Here is a 19497-nt window from a genome sequence, read left to right on the forward strand (position 1 = left end):
CTAACCAAGGCAGCTAGCCAACTAAAACGGGCCAAAACATACCCGAGGTGTCAGGAGTGTGGCAAACCTTAACAATCAGTACTCTGGAGCAAGGACTCGTTTATGCGCCCATGGTCTTGGGCGTTTACCTGACCTTTCGGGTCCTCAACTACGCTGACCTTTCGGTAGACGGTAGTTTACCTTTAGGGGCAGCTATAGCTGCCCACCTTATTGCTAGCGGAGCCGACCCTTGGTATGCCAGCCTATTGGCCTTCATAGGAGGAGCCGTGGCGGGTATGACAACCGGGCTGTTGCATACCCGCCTCAGGATTGCTCCCTTGCTCTCAGGTATTCTCACCATGACGGCTCTGTATTCGGTAAACCTGAGAGTAATGGGCAAGGCTAACGTACCCCTAATAAGAGCTACCACTGTCTTTACTCAATTTGGCGAGCTGGGCTTACCCACACAAATTGCCGTGATTGTCCTTTCCGCTATTACTTTAGCCATATTCGTGGGCTGTATTTACTGGTTTTTGCAAACAGAAATAGGTTTGGCGGTGAGGGCTACGGGCGATAACGAGAGGATGATAATTGCCCAGGGGGTAAATACCGAGACTACCAAAATAATTGCTCTTAGCATATCTAACGCCTTGGTGGCCTTTTCGGGGGCGTACGTAGCCCAGTCCCAGGGTTTTGCCGATGTGGGCATGGGAATCGGTACTATCGTGGCTGGCTTAGCTTCGGTAATCATGGGGGAGGCATTGTTTGGTAAGTCTTCCATCTTCCGGAGCCTAATGGCGGTAATTGGAGGGTCTATTGTCTATCGCCTAATACTCGGATTGGTATTGTGGTTTGGTCTCACTCCTACTGACCTTAAGCTAATGACCGCAATCATCGTGGTCTTAGCGTTAGCCTGGCCATCCTTTCGACACAGGGGGCATGGACAAAGTTGAGCTATATGCTAGAGCTTCGTAATGTGGAAAAGGTATTTAACCTTAATACCCCCAATGAGAAGGTAGCGTTAAGAGATATTACCTTCAACCTTCGGCCTGGTGATTTTGTCACTATAATTGGTAGTAATGGCGCTGGCAAATCCACCCTTTTGAATGTAATTGCTGGTGTTTTTTCAGTTGAAAAGGGCTCAATTATTATAGACGGGAAGAACCTTACCAATACGCCGGAGCACGTACGGGCTTGCCTTTTAGGCCGAGTTTTCCAGGACCCGCTTATGGGTACAGCTGCCTCCATGACTGTGGAAGAGAACTTGGCCATTGCTCTGAGGCGTGGTGACAGGCGATCCCTTCGGATTGGCATCAAGAAGGGGGACCGGGAACTTTTTCGTGAGAGACTGGCGGTCTTGGGATTAGGGCTAGAGGGGCGCCTAAATGAAAAGGTAGGACGATTATCTGGGGGTCAGCGCCAAGCCCTTACCTTGCTTATGGCTACGCTCCGGAAACCCAAAATCTTACTTTTAGATGAACATACTGCCGCCTTGGATCCCAAGACGGCAGAAAAGGTATTGGAACTTACCAAAAGCCTTATCTCCGACCAAGGCCTGACTGCACTAATGGTCACGCACAATATGGCTCAGGCTCTTCAGGTAGGTAACCGGACGTTTATGATGGATGATGGCAAGATAGTCCTTGATCTATATGGTGCAGCTAGGAAGAATACCACTGTAGACGATCTGCTATCTTACTTTGAACAGTTTCGCGGCAAGAAAATGGTTAATGATCGAGTCTTATTGGCATAGATCTAGTTTCGTGGGAAAAACCTGTCTTGTTTACAGCGGTTTCAGTAAATTGGCGCAACATTCATAAGCGGATATTGTTAAAAAAATTTCATAAGAAATCTCCCCAGCAAAGAAGGATAAAGTTCATAGATGTAGAAAGCAATTATTGCTCTTAAAATATCCGCACTCACCTTGGCATAGTTGCTGTAATAGTTTGCAACCACAGGAGGACAAGACGTGGCTTTTTCTATAGCTGTAGCCGGTAAAGGCGGGACGGGCAAAACTACCATTTCCAGCTTGATGATTGGTTACCTTGTAAGGAATGGCAAGGTCCCTATCTTGGCAGTAGACGCTGATGCCAACGCAAATTTGTCAGAAGGTTTGGGGTTAGAAGTTAGGGAAACAGTGGGATCGGTATTGGCTGAATTTGAAACTAATAAGATCTCGATTCCACCAGGCATGCCTAAAGAAACCTATTTAGATTTTCGGCTTAATGAGATTCTGGTTGAGGGCAAGGGTGTAGACCTATTGGTTATGGGGCGCGGGGAGGGGTCGGGCTGTTATTGCTACCCCAATGCTGTGCTTCGGAAGTACCTAGATGATTTGTCGGGGAATTATCGTTACCTAGTGATTGATAATGAGGCAGGGATGGAGCACCTCAGTCGGAGGACAACCAGGGACATCGATGTGCTGCTGATCATCAGCGATCCTACCCTAAAGGGAATACGGACTGCGGGTCGGATCAAACAGTTGGCTACCGAACTCGACCTTAACATCAATGCGGTACAGCTAGTTGTCAATCGGGTAACTGGTGAGCTGCCGACGGAGCTTAAAGAGGAAATCGGGAAGCAAGAACTAAGATTAATTGGGACGGTACCAGCTGATGAAAGTGTCTACCAATGCGATTTGCGGCAAAAGCCTCTTATAGGGCTTGACTGCACGCCAGCATCGGCAGCAGTAAGGGCTATAGCTGAAGCTTTGGGTATATAAAGGAAGGGCGATTCTCAATTTAACATACTTTAAGAAAATATTCACAATATATGCATTCGGGCTACAATCCTAATTATAAGGAGTGAGGGTGTAGTATGAGCTATACGATGGAGGAGAAGGAGCTTTTTAATGGCCAAAAGGTTAAGGTTCTAGGCGCAACCTTTGAGCCCGGCAAGCCGCTTGAGCCCCTGAGGTGGAGGCACAAGGAGCAAACGCGGGAAGAAATGCTCAAGTTTCTCGAAAGCTCACAGAGGTACTGGTACAGCAATGAATGGTATGGCAGTGAGCGCCGAAAGAACCCGGCGTAAGATACTAGGAGAAAGAGGTGAAATTAGGTGCCCCTAGAATTGAGCAAGACCGCCTATACGGGCAGAATTAGGGAGATCACTCTGGGTTCCGGCGGGTCTGCCGTGACTGTCGGAGGAGAGACTTGTTATCCGTTTTATCTGTTTGAGGGGCAAATGCCTCACCCACCCAAGATTGCCATGGAAGTCTATGATGAGGTGCCCGAAGACTGGCCTGTAGCAGCCCTTGAACCCTTTGGAGATGCCATCAACGATCCGGCTGAGTGGGCTAAGAAATGCGTTGAGGATTATAAGGCCGAGCTGATCTGTTTACAGCTGACTAGTACCGATCCCAACGGAAAGAACCGCAGCGCTGATGAAGCGGCTGCCATCGCCAGGAAGGTGGCTGATGCCGTTAATGTTCCCTTGATCGTCTGGGGTTGCGGAAATGATGAGAAAGATAGCGAAGTGCTTCGGAAAGTGGCTGAAGCCTGCGAGGGCAAGCAGGTGATCTTGGGGCCAGTCGTAGAGGGTAACTACAAAAAAATTGGAGCAGCTGCCATCGGTTACCAACACACGGTGATTGCCTCTACTCCCATTGATATTAACCTGGGCAAGCAGCTGAATATCCTACTGGAGAATTTAGGTGTTTCCCCAGATAAGATGCTGATCGATCCTACTACCGGAGGGCTAGGTTACGGAATCGAGTATACTTACTCGGTGATGGAAAGGGAGCGCATGGCGGCGCTAACCCAGCAGGACGACAAGCTCCAGCTACCTATCATCTGTAACTTAGGAAAAGAAGTTTGGAAGAGCAAAGAAGTGAAAATTCCCGAAGCAGACGATCCCAAATTAGGTGATGTCAAGCAACGCGGAATTCTGATGGAAGCGGTAACCGCGGTGCTACTTTTAATCGCGGGTGCAGACATCTTGATTATGAGACATCCCGAAGCAATCGGGCTGGTACGGCAGATGATCAGTGAATTAATGACTTGATCGAAGGTTACTGGTGAAGGGGGTATAGAAATGAGCAGCCATGAGTCCCGGAGCGTTGATCCTGCGACTTTAGAAATGTTGGAAAAGGCGGCTAGCGACGGGGTAAAAACTGCCTTTGAACGGGCGGATGATGTGCGGCCGTGCAACTTTGGATCGGAAGGGCGCTGCTGTCGTAACTGCTCCATGGGCCCCTGCCGAATCAGCAGCAAGAAGGAAGCAGAAGCTAGGGGAGTCTGCGGAGCTACGGTGGATACCATTGCTGCCAGGAACTTTGCCCGTATGGTGGCTGCCGGTGCCGCGGCTCATTCGGATCATGGTCGAGCAGTAGCCGAAACCTTTATTGCCGCTGCGAAAGGGGAAGCTCCAGGTTACGGCATCAAGGATGTGCAAAAGCTTTTGCAAGTAGCTTTGGACTTCGGCGTGGAGATTGGCGATCGCCCGGTAGAAGATATTGCTCTGGAAATCGGAGAGAAGGCGCTGGAGCAGTTTGGGCAGCAAGAAGGTGAGCTTGTATACGTAAAAAAGGCTCCCCTGAATCGCCAGAAGATTTGGAGGGAGCTTGGAGTAGTTCCCAGGGGCATCGACCGCGAGGTTGTAGAGTCCATGCACCGAACCCACATGGGCGTGGACCAGGATTATGAAAACATTTTGTTGCAAGCTACTCGGACGGCTCTGGCAGACGGCTGGGGCGGTTCTATGATTGCTACTGATCTGCAGGATATCATGTTTGGAACTCCAGTTCCCATCCTTGGCCGCGTAAACCTGGGAGTACTTAAGGAAGATCAGGTCAACATAATCATCCATGGGCACGAGCCCTTGCTATCGGAAATGATAGTCTACGCTGCTCAAGATCCGGAGATGGTGGCCCTGGCTCAATCCAAGGGAGCCAAGGGCATCAATGTTGCTGGTATCTGCTGCACTGCTAATGAGATCTTGATGCGCCATGGTGTGCCGCTAGCGGGCAATTTTCTGCAGCAGGAACTGGCAATAGTTACCGGAGCAGTTGAGGCCATGGTTGTGGATGTCCAGTGCATCATGCAGTCGCTGCCTGACGTAGCCCAGTGCTATCACACCAAGATTATTACTACCTCGCCCAAGGCTAAGATCCCCGGTGCTACCCACATCCAGTTTGACGAACACGATGCCTTGAGCTCGGCTAAGCAGATTGTCAAGGCGGCCGTGGAGAATTTCCCTAACCGGGGTGCCAACGTTAAGATTCCTAAGTATGAAGTGGATTTGGTGGCCGGGTTTAGCCATGAGACTATTGATTATCTCCTGGGCGGTACCTTCCGGGCCTCTTATCGCCCCTTAAACGACAATATCATTAATGGCCGCATTCGAGGAATTGCCGGGGTGGTTGGGTGTAATAACCCCCGAGTTAAGCATGATGAAATTCACACCACCTTGGTTAAAGAACTAATCAAGAACGACGTAATCGTGCTCCAGACTGGCTGCAGCGCGATGGCTTGCGCTAAGGAAGGTCTGCTCACTCCTGAGGCAGCCTCCAAATTTGCCGGAGGCGGCCTGGCGGAAGTGTGCGAGACCGTGGGCATCCCGCCAGTCCTGCATATGGGTTCATGCGTTGACAATAGCCGCATCCTGATGGCAGCTACCGCTGTAGTTAAAGAAGGCGGATTAGGGGATGACATTAGCGATCTGCCAGCTGCTGGAGCTGCCCCTGAATGGATGAGCGAGAAGGCAGTATCGATCGGGCAGTATTTTGTTGCCTCAGGCGTTTTCACTGTATTCGGCGCTACCTGGCCTACCACAGGGAGCGAGAAAGTTACCGACCTATTGTTCAAAGGATACGAAGATATTTTCAAGGGCAAGTGGGCGTTTGAACCTGATCCTTACAAGATGGCCAAGCTCATGCTTGACCATATCGACAAGAAGCGTAAAGCCCTCGGCATCGACAAGGCGCGCGAGCGGGTCCTTTATGACATGGCCATGCGACGCGAGCTAGATGCCGTCTAGCTATGGGGAGTAGGAGGGAGGGAATGCTATGTCCAAGATCATTGCTTCAGCTGCCATAAGGGGAGCCCACAAGATTGTCGATAAAGCCGAAGCCAAGTGGAAAGAAGCCATGGATAAATGGGGGGCTAAGCAAGAAGTAGGTTTCCCAAACACTGCCTACTATTTGCCTATCATTTACGGGATTTTGGGCACTCCAGTTAAGACCTTGGGTGACATGGAACCGGTCTTCAAGAAATGCCGGGATTTGCTGCCGACTCCGGTGCGGGAGACAGTTCATTTGCCCTATCTCGGCCCCATTCTTGACGCTGGGATGGTTACTCTATGGGCAGAAGAAATGATGGAAGCCATTCGTTATCTTGAGGATCCGAGCTTTTACGTGGCGGGAGAGGAACCGGAGGAAAACCGGATTTGGCTAGGAGCGGCTGACGATATCATCCTACGTAAGCGCGGGGTAGAATTTGTGGACGGAACTGCTCCTGGTTTCGCCGCGGTGGTTGGCGCTGCTCCCGATAATGAAACTGCTGTAAAGATTGCCCAGGAACTTCAGCAGAAAAACCTTTATGTCTTTATGGCAGCCGAGCACGAGGGAAAAAGGTTTTCGGAGCAGCTAGTGCAGGAGGGTGTTCAAATTGGGTGGCCGACGCGGTTGGTACCCTTTGGGCCTGATATTTCCGCTGCTGTTTTTGCCATTGGGTTTGCCACCAGAGCGGCCATGTCTTTTGGCGGCATCAAGCCGGGCGAGTACCGCAAGATATTGATCTACAACAAGGATCGCATTTTCGCCTTCGTGTTACCTTTGGGCTTCGTAAGCGACGAATGGTATGCTAATGCAGCTGGGGCCATCAACTGGGGATTCCCAACCATTGCCGACACACCTATTCCTCAGATCCTCCCTACCGGGGTGTGCACTTACGAGCACGTGGTTTCTAATGTTCCTCACGACCAAATTGTAGCCAAGGCCATAGAGGTTCGAGGCCTCAAAGTTACGGTTACCGAAGTTCCGGTGCCAGTGGCCTACGGACCAGCCTTTGAGGGCGAGCGTGTCCGCGGCGATGACATTTATCTTGAGTGCGGCGGTGGGCGCACCCCTGCAGTAGAGTGGTGTACCTCTAAGCGCATGGAGGAGGTCGAGGACGGAAAGATTGAAGTAATTGGGCCAGAAATCACAGACGTACCCGAGCGCTCGACTTTGCCTCTAGCCATCGTAGTAGAGGTGGCTGGCCGGCAGATGCAGGAGGATTTTGAGCCCATCCTAGAGCGCCAAATTCACCACCTTATCAACTATGCCCAAGGTGTCATGCACATAGGGCAACGCGACATTGCTTGGCTCAGAGTGAGCAAGCAGGCTGTACAGAAGGGATTCCGGTTATCTCATATTGGTTCAATCCTTCACGCCAAGTTGCACCAGGACTTTGGAGCTATCTTCGACAAATGCCAAGTTAAACTGTACACTGAGGAAAACAAGGTTAAGGAAATATTGGAAAAAGCCCGGCAGGTATACCATGCCCGGGATGCGCGGATTGAAGGTATGACTGATGAAGATACGGAGATTTACTACTCTTGTACCTTATGTCAGTCCTTTGCACCCACTCACGTATGCATGATCAGCCCGGAAAGGACTGGTCTCTGTGGTTCGTACAACTGGATGGACTGCAAAGCCTCCTATGAGATTAATCCTACCGGCCCCAACCAGCCAGTCCATAAGGGCGAATGCCTAGACCCGCGGCTAGGCCAGTTTAAGGGCATCAATGAGTTCGTCTACAAAGCCTCGCGAGGCAAGATCGATCACTATAACCTCTACAGCATCGTTCATGACCCCATGACCACCTGCGGTTGCTGTGAGTGCATCGCGGCTATCTTGCCCATGTGCAATGGTATCATGACGGTAAACCGCGAATACACCGGACCTACACCTTGCGGCATGAAATTCACCACCTTGGCTGGGACTATCGGCGGAGGCCTAAGTACCCCAGGCTTTTTGGGCCACAGCAAGTACTATATTTGCCAGCGCAAGTTTATTGCTGGCGACGGAGGTCTGTTACGCCTGGTATGGATGCCCAAGATGCTCAAGGAAGAGATTAGCGAGCGCCTCTATAAGCGGTCAGAGGAACTAGGCATTCCCAACTTCCCAGACATGATAGCTGATGAGACTGTGGGGGTCACAGAAGAAGAGATTCTTCCCTTCTTACAGGAGAAGGGGCATCCTGCCCTAACTATGGATCCCATCCTATAGGGTTCGGAAGCGATAAGGAGGAGTGCAGATGCCGCTCACAGGAATAGAGATATTTAAGTTGCTACCCAAAACTAATTGCCGAGAATGTGGGGTGCCTACCTGCCTTGCCTTCGCCATGAATTTAGCTGCAGGCAAAGCCGAGTTGGCTTCTTGCCCCTATGTTTCCGAAGAGGCGAAGGCCAAGCTGGAAGAGTCTTCTGCCCCTCCCATCCGGCAAGTTGTCATAGGAGCCGGGGAGGGCGCCCTCAAGATCGGCGGCGAAACGGTGATGTTTCGCCACGAAAAGCGCTTTGAGAACCCTCCCGGTATTGCAGTGTTAGTCAGCGACCTGATGGAAGAGCCCGAGATCAACGGTAGGCTAGCTAGGTTCAAGGAACTCCGGTATGAGCGGGTAGGTCTCTTGTTGAAGCCGGAGTTGGTAGCTATAAACAATGAATCAGGGAACACCGATAAGTTTGCTTCCCTGGTGCAAAAGGTAGCCTCAGAAACCGATGCGTTGCTGATATTGATGTCCGGTGACGCCGAGGCGTTAAAGCAAGCCGGAGCGGCGGTAAAGGACAAAAAGCCGGTGCTGTATGCGGCCACCAAGGATAATGTTGATGCTATGGCGGCCCTGGCCAAGGAATGGGGCTGTCCTCTGGCGGTCAAAGGGGAAGGATTAGAAGAGGTCAGCCAGCTGACCAGCAAGCTAACCGAAGCCGGCCTAAAGGACCTGATAATCGATTCCAGCCCCAGTTCGTTCCGCAAAGCCTGGGAGGATAGCATCTTGATTCGACGCGCGGCGCTGGTAGATAAGCACCGTCCCCTAGGCTTCCCAACTATTGTCTTTGCTAACCGGCTAGCCCAAGGATTGGCTCAAGAGACAATAGTGGCATCAGCGTTAATCGCTAAGTATGCCGGCATAGTAGTGCTATCCGATTTTCGGGGGGAGAGCTTGTTCCCGCTGCTGGTAGAACGGCTCAATATTTACACCGATCCGCAGCGGCCGATGGCTACAACTGAGGGCATCTATGAGATCAATGGGCCAAATGAGGACTCACCGGTACTGCTTACTTCCAACTTCTCCCTAACTTACTTTATAGTCTCCGGGGAAATCGAGAATAGCCGGGTACCCAGTTGGCTTTTGGTCAAAGACACTGAGGGCCTATCGGTAATGACTGCTTGGGCAGCTGGCAAATTCTCGGCTGACACTATCGGACCCTTCGTTAAGAAATCCGGTATAGCTGATAAGGTGCGCCACCGGAAACTAGTTATCCCTGGCTACGCTGCTGCCATCAGCGGAGAATTAGAGGAGGAACTACCCGATTGGCAGATCCTAATTGGACCGCGGGAAGCAGCCTATATTCCTGGTTACCTTAAGGGTTGGACTCCGAGCTAGAGGAGGGAGAGGTATGATTCTGGTTGGCGAAAACCTCAACGTAATGTCAGCTACTATTGGGCCGGCTTTAAAGGAGCGGCGCGCAGAACCCATTAAGGAGTTGGCCATGGCCGAGGCTCAAAGGGGAGTTGACTATCTCGACCTCAACATCGGCCCGGCACGCAAAGGCGGAGATGAGCTGATGGATTGGCTGGTGGGTGTGGTGCAGGAGGTAGTTGACTTGCCATTATCCTTGGATACCACCAATCACCTGGCCATGGAGGCAGGTCTAAAGAAATGCCAGAAAAAAGCGCTAGTAAATTCGGTGTCGGTTCAGCCGGAGAGGCTGGAAAACACCTTACCGCTGGTGAGCAAGTACAATGCTTCCATGGTGGGCTTGCTCTGGGGGAAAGAAGGTATGCCCCGCGATGCTGCCGAGCGGGCGGCGCTCTGTGTGGAGTTGGTATATGCTGCTAATGAAGCTGGGGTGCCCAACGAGGACATTTGGATTGACCCCATTGTTAGCCCCATATCCGTGGAGGTCAATCAGGTAAAGGCTTGCGTGGAGTTTATGAGCATGTTATCGGAAATAGCTCCAGGATGTAAATCCATCGTAGGGCTATCAAACGTTTCCAATGGTACGCCCACCAACCTTCGCCCGTATTTGAATCGCGCCTACTTAGCAATGCTGATGAAATATGACCTCTATGCTGCCATTGTAGATGCGTTTGACGAGGAACTGATCAGGCTGGCGCGGGGGCAAATGCCTGAGATTGTTCAGCTGGTGCACCAGATGATGGATGGTTATGAGCCAGACATGAATGCTTTAACGCCTAAGGAAAAAGAATATGCCAAGACGGTCCGGGTGTTGATGGGTAAGAGCTTGTATTCTCACTCATGGTTGGAGCTCTAAGTTTCTTGGGTAACAATAAACTCCTAATGGCAAAGGACAGCTTTGGTGTGGCTAAGGCTGTCCTTGTGCTAACTACCTGTGGAGGTCCTAAGGTATATTGTTAAGGAGGCAGGGGAATGGAAGGCGGCGACCAACTATCCGTACACAAGAACTACCAAGTGGCTTTAGACCTGGCTAAGGCACAATTCCAGAAAAGTGATCCGGTTAAGCTAGCTAGGGCCTCCGGTGCGAAAGTCCTCAAGCATGCCGGCGAGGGGGTCCGGCTAGGATTAGTCTTCATGGGGTGGCCTGTAGAAATTGCTTGGCCAGAGGGCGAAGTAGGATATGCCGAAACTGTCTCTGGGGAAGTTAGCGTTTGGCACCAGATTCTCGTTCTCCATTATCTGGTCAATGCCAAGCCGGCGGATCCGAGCGGAAAGCTGATCACCTTTAGGCAGTTGGAAGGTGGGGAAGTATATTATCCAACCTTTCAAAAGCGGGCTAGCTTGAGGCTTCTTCATACCTTTGGCGAGTTTCCAGAACGTTTGCAGGTGGTGGGCGAAGAAATAGGGGGCTCCCCTGGGGGAATTGGAGATGCCAGCATCTGTATTCGGGCCTTTCCCAAGGTGCCCATAACCCTAGCTATCTGGAAGGGTGACCAGGAATTTCCTCCTGAGTGCAATATTGTGTTCGATGCTACCATTAGCACTTTTTTGTCCACTGAAGATGTAGTAGTTTTGTGCCAAGAGACAGTGAGTCGCCTAGTAAAACTTGCCAAGGTGAGGTGGCCAAGTTGAAAATAGCTATATCGGGCAAGGGGGGAGTAGGGAAGACCACCCTGGCAGCAGGGTTAGCCCATTACTTTGCCGATCGAGGCGAGACTGTTTTTGCTGTGGATGCCGACCCGGACCTGAATTTGGGTACGGTCTTAGGAATACCCGACGAAATGATTAGGAACTTAAAACCGATAGCGGACATGAAAGAAGTCATAGCGGAGCGCACGGGTGGGGAAGGTCCTTATTTTTCGCTGAATCCAGAGGTTGACGATCTCTTAATGAAGTATAGTATAAAACTAAATGGTATCCATTTTCTAAAAATGGGCAGCATCAAAGCTGGTGGAACATCGTGTTATTGTCGGGAGAATGTGGTGCTTCATGCCATGGTAGGTTCGTTGCTTCTTAAGCATCACGAGGTGGTCATCTTGGATATGGGGGCGGGGATTGAGCACTTGACCCGGGGAACTGCTCGGGGAGTAGATATAATGATGGTGGTGAGCGAACCTTCTAAAGTTAGCATTCAGAGTGCGGACGTGATTAGCCAACTGGCTAGGGATATCGGCATTGAGGAAGTGCGGTTTGTTGGGAACAAAGTCAGGAACGAGAAAGAAGAGAACTTACTAACCCGGACTTGGGGTGACAGACTTATTGGGATTATTCACCATAGCGAAGAAGTAATCGATGGAGCACGGGAAGGAAGCTTTAAGTCAGACCCTCGATTTCGAGAAGAAGTTAAAAGGATTGGCGATTTCATTAGCTCTCACTGCGCCCCTTAGTCCGAGTAAGTTTTGTAAATAGACTGCGGCACCAATAGCTTGTAGCTGCTGATAGGAGTGATAGGGATGTCCGATGTCGTAGTTACCTTCCTCCCCGATAACGTTGCGGTTACAGTAAAGTCTGGTACTAATTTGTTTGAAGCTGCCACTTTGGCGGGAATCGAGCTACAGTCCAGCTGTGGCCATAAAGGCACTTGCGGGCGTTGCGTAGTGGAGGTAAAAGAGGGAAAGGTCCAAGCTAAAGAAGGAGGGCGGCTGTCCAAGAAAGGTGGCAAGCCGGGGCAGGTACTGGCTTGCCAAGCCATCGTCACGGAAACGGTAACAGTGGAAATCCCTTCTGACTCTCGATTGACTGAGCACCAAGTGCTTCTGGCGAACCGAGAGGAAAAGGCAATTCTCGAGGAAAAACCTTTGGAACTAGAGGGCTATGCATTTCAGCCTTTGTCGATAAAGGTATTTCTGGAGCTAGAGCCCCCTACAATTCTAGGCGCTGCCGATGACCTTTCCCGGCTGAGGAGTGCCCTTAAACCATATGGCTTTACCGACGTCAGTATTGATACCCGAGTATTGCGGCAGCTGGGGGAGGTACTGCGAAGCTCAAACTGGCAAGTAACCCTTACCATCAATAGGCTGGAAGACAGAGCAGAAATCATCGCTGTTGAACCTGGAGACCAGTCGCGCCGATCCTACGGGATTGCCCTGGATATAGGGACGACCACGGTAGTAGCTTATTTAGTTGATTTATTAACAGGCAAAACCATAGACCGCCAGGGAGGGTATAACCGGCAATCCCGGTATGGTGATGACGTTATTTCCCGAATCATATACGCCAATAGCAATCCAAATGGGCTTTCCGATTTGAGCGGGGCTGTTACCGAGACTGTGAACCGGCTACTTGGTAAACTCTGTGATCGTAACCGCATCCGCCCAGAAGAGATCGGGATTTTGGTTTCCGCAGGCAATACCACCATGGGCCACCTGTTCTATGGAATCAATCCAAAGTATATCAGGTTTGAGCCTTACGTCCCCACAGTTACCGACTACCCGGTGGTTAAGGCCCAGGAACTAGGCATTAACATCAACCCGGCGGGATGGATAGTAAGCCTGCCGGCAGTAGCTAGCTACGTCGGTGGAGATATTGTATCCGGCGTCCTGGTCACTGGGGTAGCCCGCCAGCATGCTTTGACTCTATTCATAGATATCGGTACCAACGGGGAAATTGTCCTTGGTAACAATGAATGGCTGATGGCTTGTGCTTGCTCGGCTGGGCCGGCCTTTGAGGGCGGCGGGATTACTTTTGGAATGCGGGCCATGGATGGTGCTATTGAAAGAGTAAAGATTAATCCTGACACTCATGAGGTCCAAGTAGAGACTATTGGCAGCAAGAAGCCCATGGGTATATGTGGCTCAGGCTTGATCGACCTAATCGCTCAGATGCGGGAGTTGGACATTATTGACCGGACGGGGAAGTTTTCAGAGCTTGACGGTCACCCCCGGTTGAGGCGGGAAAACGGGGAAGCTGAATTTGTGCTGGTGTGGGGTAAAGACACCGAATGCAAGAAAGATATTGTAGTCACCGAAAGTGATCTTAAGACTCTAATTTATTCCAAGGGAGCGGTTTTTGCTGGCATACTTAGCCTAGTTAAACAAGTGGGGGTTAGCTTGGAGGACATTGAAAAGGTGATCATTGCTGGGGGGTTTGGCAATTATCTCAATATCCGCGATGCTGTGGCCATAGGACTCCTGCCGGACCTACCCCCTGAGCGCTACGAGTTCGTAGGCAATTCTTCGGTGAAAGGAGCTAAGCTGGCGCTTTTGTCGGAGCCAGCCTTCAAGGAGGCTAAGGCTTTGGGCCGGAGCATAACCTACGTGGAGTTGTCTTCCGGCAATCTTTTTATGAATGAATTTATTTCTGCTCTGTTTCTACCCCACACCAATTTGGAGCTATTTCCATCCTTAGCCAGCTAACTTTCATATTTCTATCCCTGGTTGCATAGCAATAGGCTATGGACGGGGGTGAAATCATGGGGGTAGAGGAGCAAGAAGCAATTAAATTGGCCGACCAAGCCATAGAGTTTCTGCAACACCAGCAGGCAGACCAGGCTGAAGAAGTTATTGGCCGCCTCAGCCAATGCCTGCTACCGCTCTTGGACTTTAAGTACGGGTATTTGCGGGCAGCGGTCGAACAAGTCCTGAGGCAACGGCTGGCCGAAGGCGACTTTGCCCAGTCTGCTCCTGGGATGGAGGAACAATTAGCCAAGGCTATCACCGGCGGAATCGAACGCGCTACCCAAATCAATTGCGGGCTAGAGCCGAGAAGCACATTTGAAAGGCTGGGAACAGTACTAGCCTCGCTATTTCCTTCAGAGAGGATTTATCCTGACTACTGGCTGGGAGGAAGCCGTCTCGACTTTTTTATCCCGGAAAAGAGGCTGGCTTTTTGTATAACTGCTGGTCCCGCTGCGGAGTGTAGCTGTTGGCTAGTCGAGAGAGCCTGCCGGAAGCGAGGCATAACCCCGATCAAGCTTGAACCAAGACAAGTGAACCGAGTCAATTTTCGGCAGCAACTAGCCCGATGGCTACAACAGGAGGAAATTCGTACCACCCCAAGAAAACGGTTGACAAATACTCATCGCTTACCGTAAGATACAAGGCAAGTAGCAGGATTGCTAAAATTGCGTAGCACTCAAAAAGTGGGCTATGAAGGGGCAAACTAAGCAGCAACCCGCAAGCGACTGAGGGTAGGTGTGAGCTCAGGGGTCGGCTGCTTGGAGGGCCACCCCGGAGCTGATAGCGATGAGTTATCCGGAAGGCACCCGTTATCATGCCAGCAGCCGCAGGCTGAACAATGAGTGGGCTTTGGCCAATCAGGGTGGTACCGCGGGTAGTAATCTCTCGTCCCTAACAAGGAAGGAGAGATTTTTTATTAATGGGGTGATTGAGCATGCGAAGGGCGATTCTTGAGATCCTGGAAAGCAATAGCAAGGCCACGCCAGAATATATAGCTACGCTCTTGGGGTCAACCCCTCAAGAAGTACAAGCTGAAATCAGGGCTATGGAAGAAAAGGGAATTATACTCCAGTATCGGACCTTAATTAATTGGGAAAAAGCTGGTCATGAAATGGTTCATGCCTTAATTGAAGTTAAGGTGACTCCACAAAGAGATGTAGGCTTTCACCAGGTAGCGGAGCGAATCTATCGCTACCCAGAGGTCCGGTCCGTAGCTTTGATGTCTGGTACGTACGATCTTTCCGTGGAGGTACAAGGAAAGAGCATGAAAGAGGTAGCGCTATTCGTAGCTGAAAAGCTGGCCACCTTGGAACATGTTACCAGTACTGTGACTCACTTTGTCTTAAAGAAATATAAGGAGGACGGGGTAATTTTGGAAGGGGAAGAAACCAACCACCGGCAGGTGATAGTACCATGACCAAGCTCTTTGACCCGGTCACCCATATTTCTCCTGTCGTCAGAGATATGGCTCCTTCTGGGATCCGTAAGTTCTTTGAGTTGGCTGCCACCACCAAGGATGTAATATCCTTGGGAGTTGGCGAACCTGATTTCGTTACCCCTTGGCATATTCGCGAAGCCTGTTTCTATGCTTTGGAAAAGGGTTATACCATGTACACATCTAATTTGGGTTTACCAGAGCTTAGGGTAGAGATTTCCCGGTATTTGGAACAACGGTTCGGCTTAAGCTACGACCCGGCCCAGGAGATCTTGGTTACGGTCGGAGCTAGCGAGGCGGTGGATCTAGCTCTTCGGGCCTTGATCTCGCCGGGGACAGAGGTCTTGGTGCCGGAGCCATGTTATGTCGCTTACAAGCCTTGTGTTATTTTAGCCGGGGGGACTCCGGTCAGCGTACCTACATCTTTTGCTGACGGGTTTACCCTCAAAGCCGAAGAGCTCCGCAAGTATTTGACGCCTCGAACCCGGGTGCTGATTCTGAGTTATCCCAATAATCCTACCGGAAGTGTGTTGAGTTACGGGGAGTTGCAAAAGTTGAGCCAGGTCATAAAGGAACATGATTTGGTAGTGGTTGCCGACGAGATATATGCAGAACTGACTTACGAACGGCAACACGTGTCAATAGCCTCAATGCCGGGTATGCTTAAGAGAACTATCTTAATCAATGGCTTCTCCAAAGCTTTTGCCATGACCGGTTGGCGCCTAGGCTATGCTGCTGCTTGCAGAGAATTCATTGAGGCCATGCTCAAGATTCACCAGTACACCATGCTTTGTGCTCCTATAACTGCCCAAATGGCTGCCATCGAGGCATTGCGAAATGGTTTGGGCGATGTTGAGACCATGCGAGAACAGTACAACTACCGTCGGCGCCTAATGCTAAGCCGGTTACGCGATATGGGTTTATGCTGCCCGGAGCCAAAAGGAGCTTTTTATGTCTTTCCGTCCATTGCTAACACGGGGTTAACCTCAGAGCAATTTGCCGAGAGATTGCTCAAGGAAGAAGGAGTAGCGGTAGTCCCAGGTAGTGTCTTTGGGGCTGGAGGTGAAGGGCATATCCGCTGCTCATACGCAGCGTCCATGGCTCAACTGCTGGAAGCGTTGAAACGAATGGAGAGGTTTGTGCAGAAGCTAGAGGTTGGAGCGGCTTAGCTAAGGTGAAGTCTTTTTACTATGATGTCGACCCTGGACACATTAAGGGCGGTCATGTGTTCTACGTTTTTCTTTATAGCTCTCTGAAGGTGGGCGCTGGTAACCGGTAGCGGTTGGCTTAGATCAGCAGTAATTTCCGTAACGATATTTATACGGTCGGACTGCTGGGTACTTTCAATGTGTAGGACTTCTTGCACACCAGGAATACCTCGAGCTGAATATCTTACCATATCATTGATGGCAGTGACGCTAACATAAAAGTGGCCAAAGTAGCTAAAAGCAGGCCGGACCACGGTTTGGTCTACCCACAACCCGGAAGACGCGGCGGCAGTGCTCTGCGGCCGCCGGAATAAAGCCAACATAGGTTCGATGATGGTTCCGGCCAGCCGTGGTCGAACTTCGACTATGGGGGCAGGGACAACGTGGCGGCCATATTTGATCCTGGCTAGTTTGGCTCGTTGAATTTGTTCATTGGTGGCTACTTCTTCAATCCTGATTACCTGGCTGGGCATAGGTAAGCGCAGGCGCTGGCAGATGACTTCGGCCATTCGCTTTGATGTAGCTAAGACCAAGATTCGAGAGGGGTTTATTCTGGCAATAGCCTCTTGGGCTTGGCGAGCGGATTCAGGATTTTCGAACAAGGCAGTTCTAATTGCCCCAACTACTGATGGCTCTTTCTTGGCTGAGGAGCCGGCCACAATACGAGCGCCCTCGATAATCAAGCCATCATCAATGATTACTTTGATATTGTATTCATGAGCTAGAGCTTGGGCTCGGTGGCTTTTACCAGTACCAGTAGGGCCAATCAAGGCGAATACTTCCACGATAGCCTCCTGGATTGACTATCAGAGTTATTGCTTCCACGATTATACTGCTTTATGGTAGGGATTCCTAGGGGGGTGCTTCTTCAAGGTTCGGTGCAGGTTATCCAAATCTGGAAGCACGTGCTATAATAGTGTACACCACAGCCATAAGAGGGGTTGTCTATGGGCGCAAATCAGGATGAATCCAGGATGGGAGCTAGCCTAGAGTGGGCCCTTTTCCGGCAGTGTGTGACTATTCCCGGAAGGTTTCTTAAGACTTATGCCCAACTTGGGTTGTCGGATCTGGAAGCCATGCTGATTGTCCACCTCTTTGGTATAATTCAGACCGAGGAGAAACCTTCGTCGGTTTTGGAAAAGCTCGAGAGTTATATGGCCTGCGACAAAGAAGCCATCCAGGCTCTGATCGCTGGCTTGATTGAAAAGGGAATGCTAGCGGTGACCGATACCTTCGATTTCGAACAGGGGTACACCACCGAGTATAACCTGGATGGCCTATTTATGAAGCTGGCTCAGCTTGAACCTGGGGTTAAGGGGCAACCTGGAAGATCTACGGCCGACAATGAGGAGCTAAAGAAGCTCTACAGTGTTTTCGAACAGGAGTTTGGCCGGCTGCTGTCTCCCATGGAAACCAGTCAGGTTTTAGAGTGGTATTATGGCAATCATTACTCTCCGGAACTAATCCTCGAGGCCTTGAAACGTGCAGTCTTGAGGGGGGTCCTCAACTTCCGATACATTGATTCTATCTTGCGTGATTGGGCTCGCCAGCGGATTAAATCGCCTCGACAAGTGGCAGCTTGTGAGAAACAAGGGGCGCCTCGAAGTGAAAAGGCTACCCAACACCCAGGAGCGGGTGTCAGATCGAAAGCCAAGAAATATGAGGATGTTTATTTGACCTAAGGTTGGGAATGGCATGGAACCATTGATCGATGGCAATTTGCGAGCCAAGATCTATAGGCTATACGATCTGTTTAAGAGGCGAGGCCCAAGCCTTAAGGCATCTCCCGCTACCCAAGTATCTTGCCCTATATGCTTAGATCGAGGCATTGTTTATAACGGCGAGCAGGCCCACATATGCCGCTGCATGCGTGAACAGGCTCTCCGCAATCGGCTTAAATTCTGTCAGCCGGGGTACTATTTTCGCAACAGGACCTTTGCGGACTTTGATTTAGCTTTCTATTCCAGGGATTATATAGATCCAGACAGCGGGATTTCCTATTACCAGATGGCGGCGGCTACCCTAAAGGCTTGCCAGCAATTTGTGGAAACTGCTGCGAACGACCCCCATGCCCGGGGATTATTTCTCAGTGGCCCAGTGGGGAGCGGGAAGACGTTCCTAGCCATGTGCATCACTAACGCTTTGATCGCCAGGGGACGAGAGGTAGTCTTTGTGGTTGTTCCCGACCTGCTGGACGAACTGCGGGCCACTTATGATCGGACCGACCAGAACGTGAGCGAGATTGATCTCCTGGACCTTTGCGGCAATGCCGAAGTGTTGGTTCTGGATGACCTCGGGGCCCACAACTATACTGAATGGACCAAAAATAAAATATACTCTATCCTGAATCACCGCTTGAATCTCCTTCTTCCGACGGTGATTACTAGCAATCTAGACTTGGACCAGCTGGAAGAGTATTTGGGTCAGCGCACTACCTCGAGGATAATTGAGATGTGTTTGGTTTACCGCTTGCGAGTGCATGAAGATATCAGGTATGCTAAGGCTAGGCGGTCTCGACCTAGCCCTGGTCCTGGCTGAAGTTCCCTCGTGAGTATTGCCATTAATCCCTTTGGCCCTAACCCTTAACCGTGAACTCAGAAAGCAGGCTTGACGGCGGGGCGGAAGGAAAGTATAATCTTAGATAGCCAGCGCCCGTAGCTCAGGGGATAGAGTAACGGAATCCGAGTCCGGAGGTCGCAGGTTCAAATCCTGCCGGGCGCGCGATAGATACAGGCCATTAGCTCAGTTGGTAGAGCACCTGACTCTTAATCAGGGTGTCCAGGGTTCGAGTCCCTGATGGCCTACAGGTGAAGCCCAGGAGCCGCACGTAGTTGCGGCTTTTGCTATTTTAGAGC

18 protein-coding genes and 2 tRNA genes are annotated in these 19497 nt (G+C 50.8%); 19 read left to right on the plus strand and 1 reads right to left on the minus strand.

Features of this window, described 5'->3' with window-relative positions:
* Positions 1 to 56: 56 nt before the first annotated feature.
* The 15 genes from H5U02_01865 (at position 57) to H5U02_01935 (ending at position 16603) form a co-directional block, all read left to right on the plus strand.
* Positions 57 to 932, plus strand: a complete 876-nt coding sequence (locus H5U02_01865) for an ABC transporter permease (GenBank protein MBC7341194.1) — start codon at positions 57 to 59, stop codon at positions 930 to 932.
* 5 nt (positions 933 to 937) lie between these two features.
* Positions 938 to 1732, plus strand: coding sequence for an ATP-binding cassette domain-containing protein (locus H5U02_01870; GenBank protein MBC7341195.1), 795 nt, complete (start codon positions 938 to 940; stop codon positions 1730 to 1732).
* A 216-nt stretch (positions 1733 to 1948) separates the two neighbouring features.
* Positions 1949 to 2701, plus strand: coding sequence for an AAA family ATPase (locus tag H5U02_01875; protein MBC7341196.1), 753 nt, complete (start codon positions 1949 to 1951; stop codon positions 2699 to 2701).
* A 107-nt stretch (positions 2702 to 2808) separates the two neighbouring features.
* Entirely contained in the window at positions 2809 to 3009 is a 201-nt protein-coding gene (locus H5U02_01880; GenBank protein ID MBC7341197.1) for a hypothetical protein, read from the plus strand.
* 27 nt (positions 3010 to 3036) lie between these two features.
* Positions 3037 to 3981, plus strand: a complete 945-nt coding sequence (locus H5U02_01885; GenBank protein ID MBC7341198.1) for an acetyl-CoA decarbonylase/synthase complex subunit delta — start codon at positions 3037 to 3039, stop codon at positions 3979 to 3981.
* 30 nt (positions 3982 to 4011) lie between these two features.
* Complete coding sequence (cooS, locus tag H5U02_01890) at positions 4012 to 5955, plus strand: anaerobic carbon-monoxide dehydrogenase catalytic subunit (GenBank protein ID MBC7341199.1); 1944 nt, start codon at positions 4012 to 4014, stop codon at positions 5953 to 5955.
* Between the two features lie 28 nt (positions 5956 to 5983).
* The gene (cdhC, locus tag H5U02_01895; GenBank protein MBC7341200.1) at positions 5984 to 8188 is read left to right on the plus strand and encodes a CO dehydrogenase/CO-methylating acetyl-CoA synthase complex subunit beta; all 2205 of its coding nucleotides are present in this window, start codon (positions 5984 to 5986) and stop codon (positions 8186 to 8188) included.
* Positions 8189 to 8216: 28 nt separating this feature from the next.
* Positions 8217 to 9566, plus strand: coding sequence for an acetyl-CoA decarbonylase/synthase complex subunit gamma (locus tag H5U02_01900; protein ID MBC7341201.1), 1350 nt, complete (start codon positions 8217 to 8219; stop codon positions 9564 to 9566).
* Between the two features lie 13 nt (positions 9567 to 9579).
* Entirely contained in the window at positions 9580 to 10458 is an 879-nt protein-coding gene (locus H5U02_01905) for a dihydropteroate synthase (protein MBC7341202.1), read from the plus strand.
* Between the two features lie 116 nt (positions 10459 to 10574).
* Positions 10575 to 11234, plus strand: a complete 660-nt coding sequence (locus H5U02_01910) for a DUF3786 domain-containing protein (GenBank protein MBC7341203.1) — start codon at positions 10575 to 10577, stop codon at positions 11232 to 11234.
* A complete protein-coding gene (locus tag H5U02_01915) occupies positions 11231 to 11989 on the plus strand; it encodes an AAA family ATPase (protein ID MBC7341204.1) in 759 nt (252 codons plus the stop codon). The genes H5U02_01910 and H5U02_01915 overlap by 4 nt, the downstream gene beginning before the upstream one ends.
* 66 nt (positions 11990 to 12055) lie before the next feature.
* Positions 12056 to 13957, plus strand: coding sequence for a DUF4445 domain-containing protein (locus tag H5U02_01920; protein MBC7341205.1), 1902 nt, complete (start codon positions 12056 to 12058; stop codon positions 13955 to 13957).
* Positions 13958 to 14013: 56 nt separating this feature from the next.
* Entirely contained in the window at positions 14014 to 14634 is a 621-nt protein-coding gene (locus H5U02_01925) for a hypothetical protein (GenBank protein ID MBC7341206.1), read from the plus strand.
* A gap of 299 nt (positions 14635 to 14933) precedes the next feature.
* Complete coding sequence (locus H5U02_01930) at positions 14934 to 15416, plus strand: Lrp/AsnC family transcriptional regulator (protein MBC7341207.1); 483 nt, start codon at positions 14934 to 14936, stop codon at positions 15414 to 15416.
* The gene (locus tag H5U02_01935) at positions 15413 to 16603 is read left to right on the plus strand and encodes an aminotransferase class I/II-fold pyridoxal phosphate-dependent enzyme (GenBank protein ID MBC7341208.1); all 1191 of its coding nucleotides are present in this window, start codon (positions 15413 to 15415) and stop codon (positions 16601 to 16603) included. Before H5U02_01930 ends, H5U02_01935 begins: the two co-directional genes overlap by 4 nt.
* On the opposite strand, the gene H5U02_01940 is transcribed toward H5U02_01935, so the two are convergent.
* Positions 16600 to 17427, minus strand: a complete 828-nt coding sequence (locus H5U02_01940; GenBank protein ID MBC7341209.1) for an Asp23/Gls24 family envelope stress response protein — start codon at positions 17425 to 17427, stop codon at positions 16600 to 16602. The genes H5U02_01935 and H5U02_01940 overlap by 4 nt on opposite strands.
* Positions 17428 to 17589: 162 nt before the next feature.
* On the opposite strand from H5U02_01940, the gene H5U02_01945 reads away from it, so the two are divergent.
* The 4 genes from H5U02_01945 (at position 17590) to H5U02_01960 (ending at position 19446) form a co-directional block, all read left to right on the plus strand.
* Positions 17590 to 18324: a DnaD domain protein gene (locus H5U02_01945; GenBank protein MBC7341210.1), complete on the plus strand. Its 735-nt coding sequence runs from the start codon at positions 17590 to 17592 to the stop codon at positions 18322 to 18324.
* 13 nt (positions 18325 to 18337) lie between these two features.
* Entirely contained in the window at positions 18338 to 19180 is an 843-nt protein-coding gene (locus H5U02_01950; protein ID MBC7341211.1) for an ATP-binding protein, read from the plus strand.
* Between the two features lie 110 nt (positions 19181 to 19290).
* Positions 19291 to 19363: transfer RNA gene (locus tag H5U02_01955), tRNA-Arg, on the plus strand.
* 10 nt (positions 19364 to 19373) lie between these two features.
* Positions 19374 to 19446, plus strand: a tRNA-Lys gene (locus H5U02_01960).
* Positions 19447 to 19497 lie beyond the last annotated feature (51 nt).

This window comes from Clostridia bacterium (genome assembly GCA_014360065.1).
GTDB lineage: Bacteria > Bacillota > DSM-521 > Neomoorellales > JACIYF01 > JACIYF01.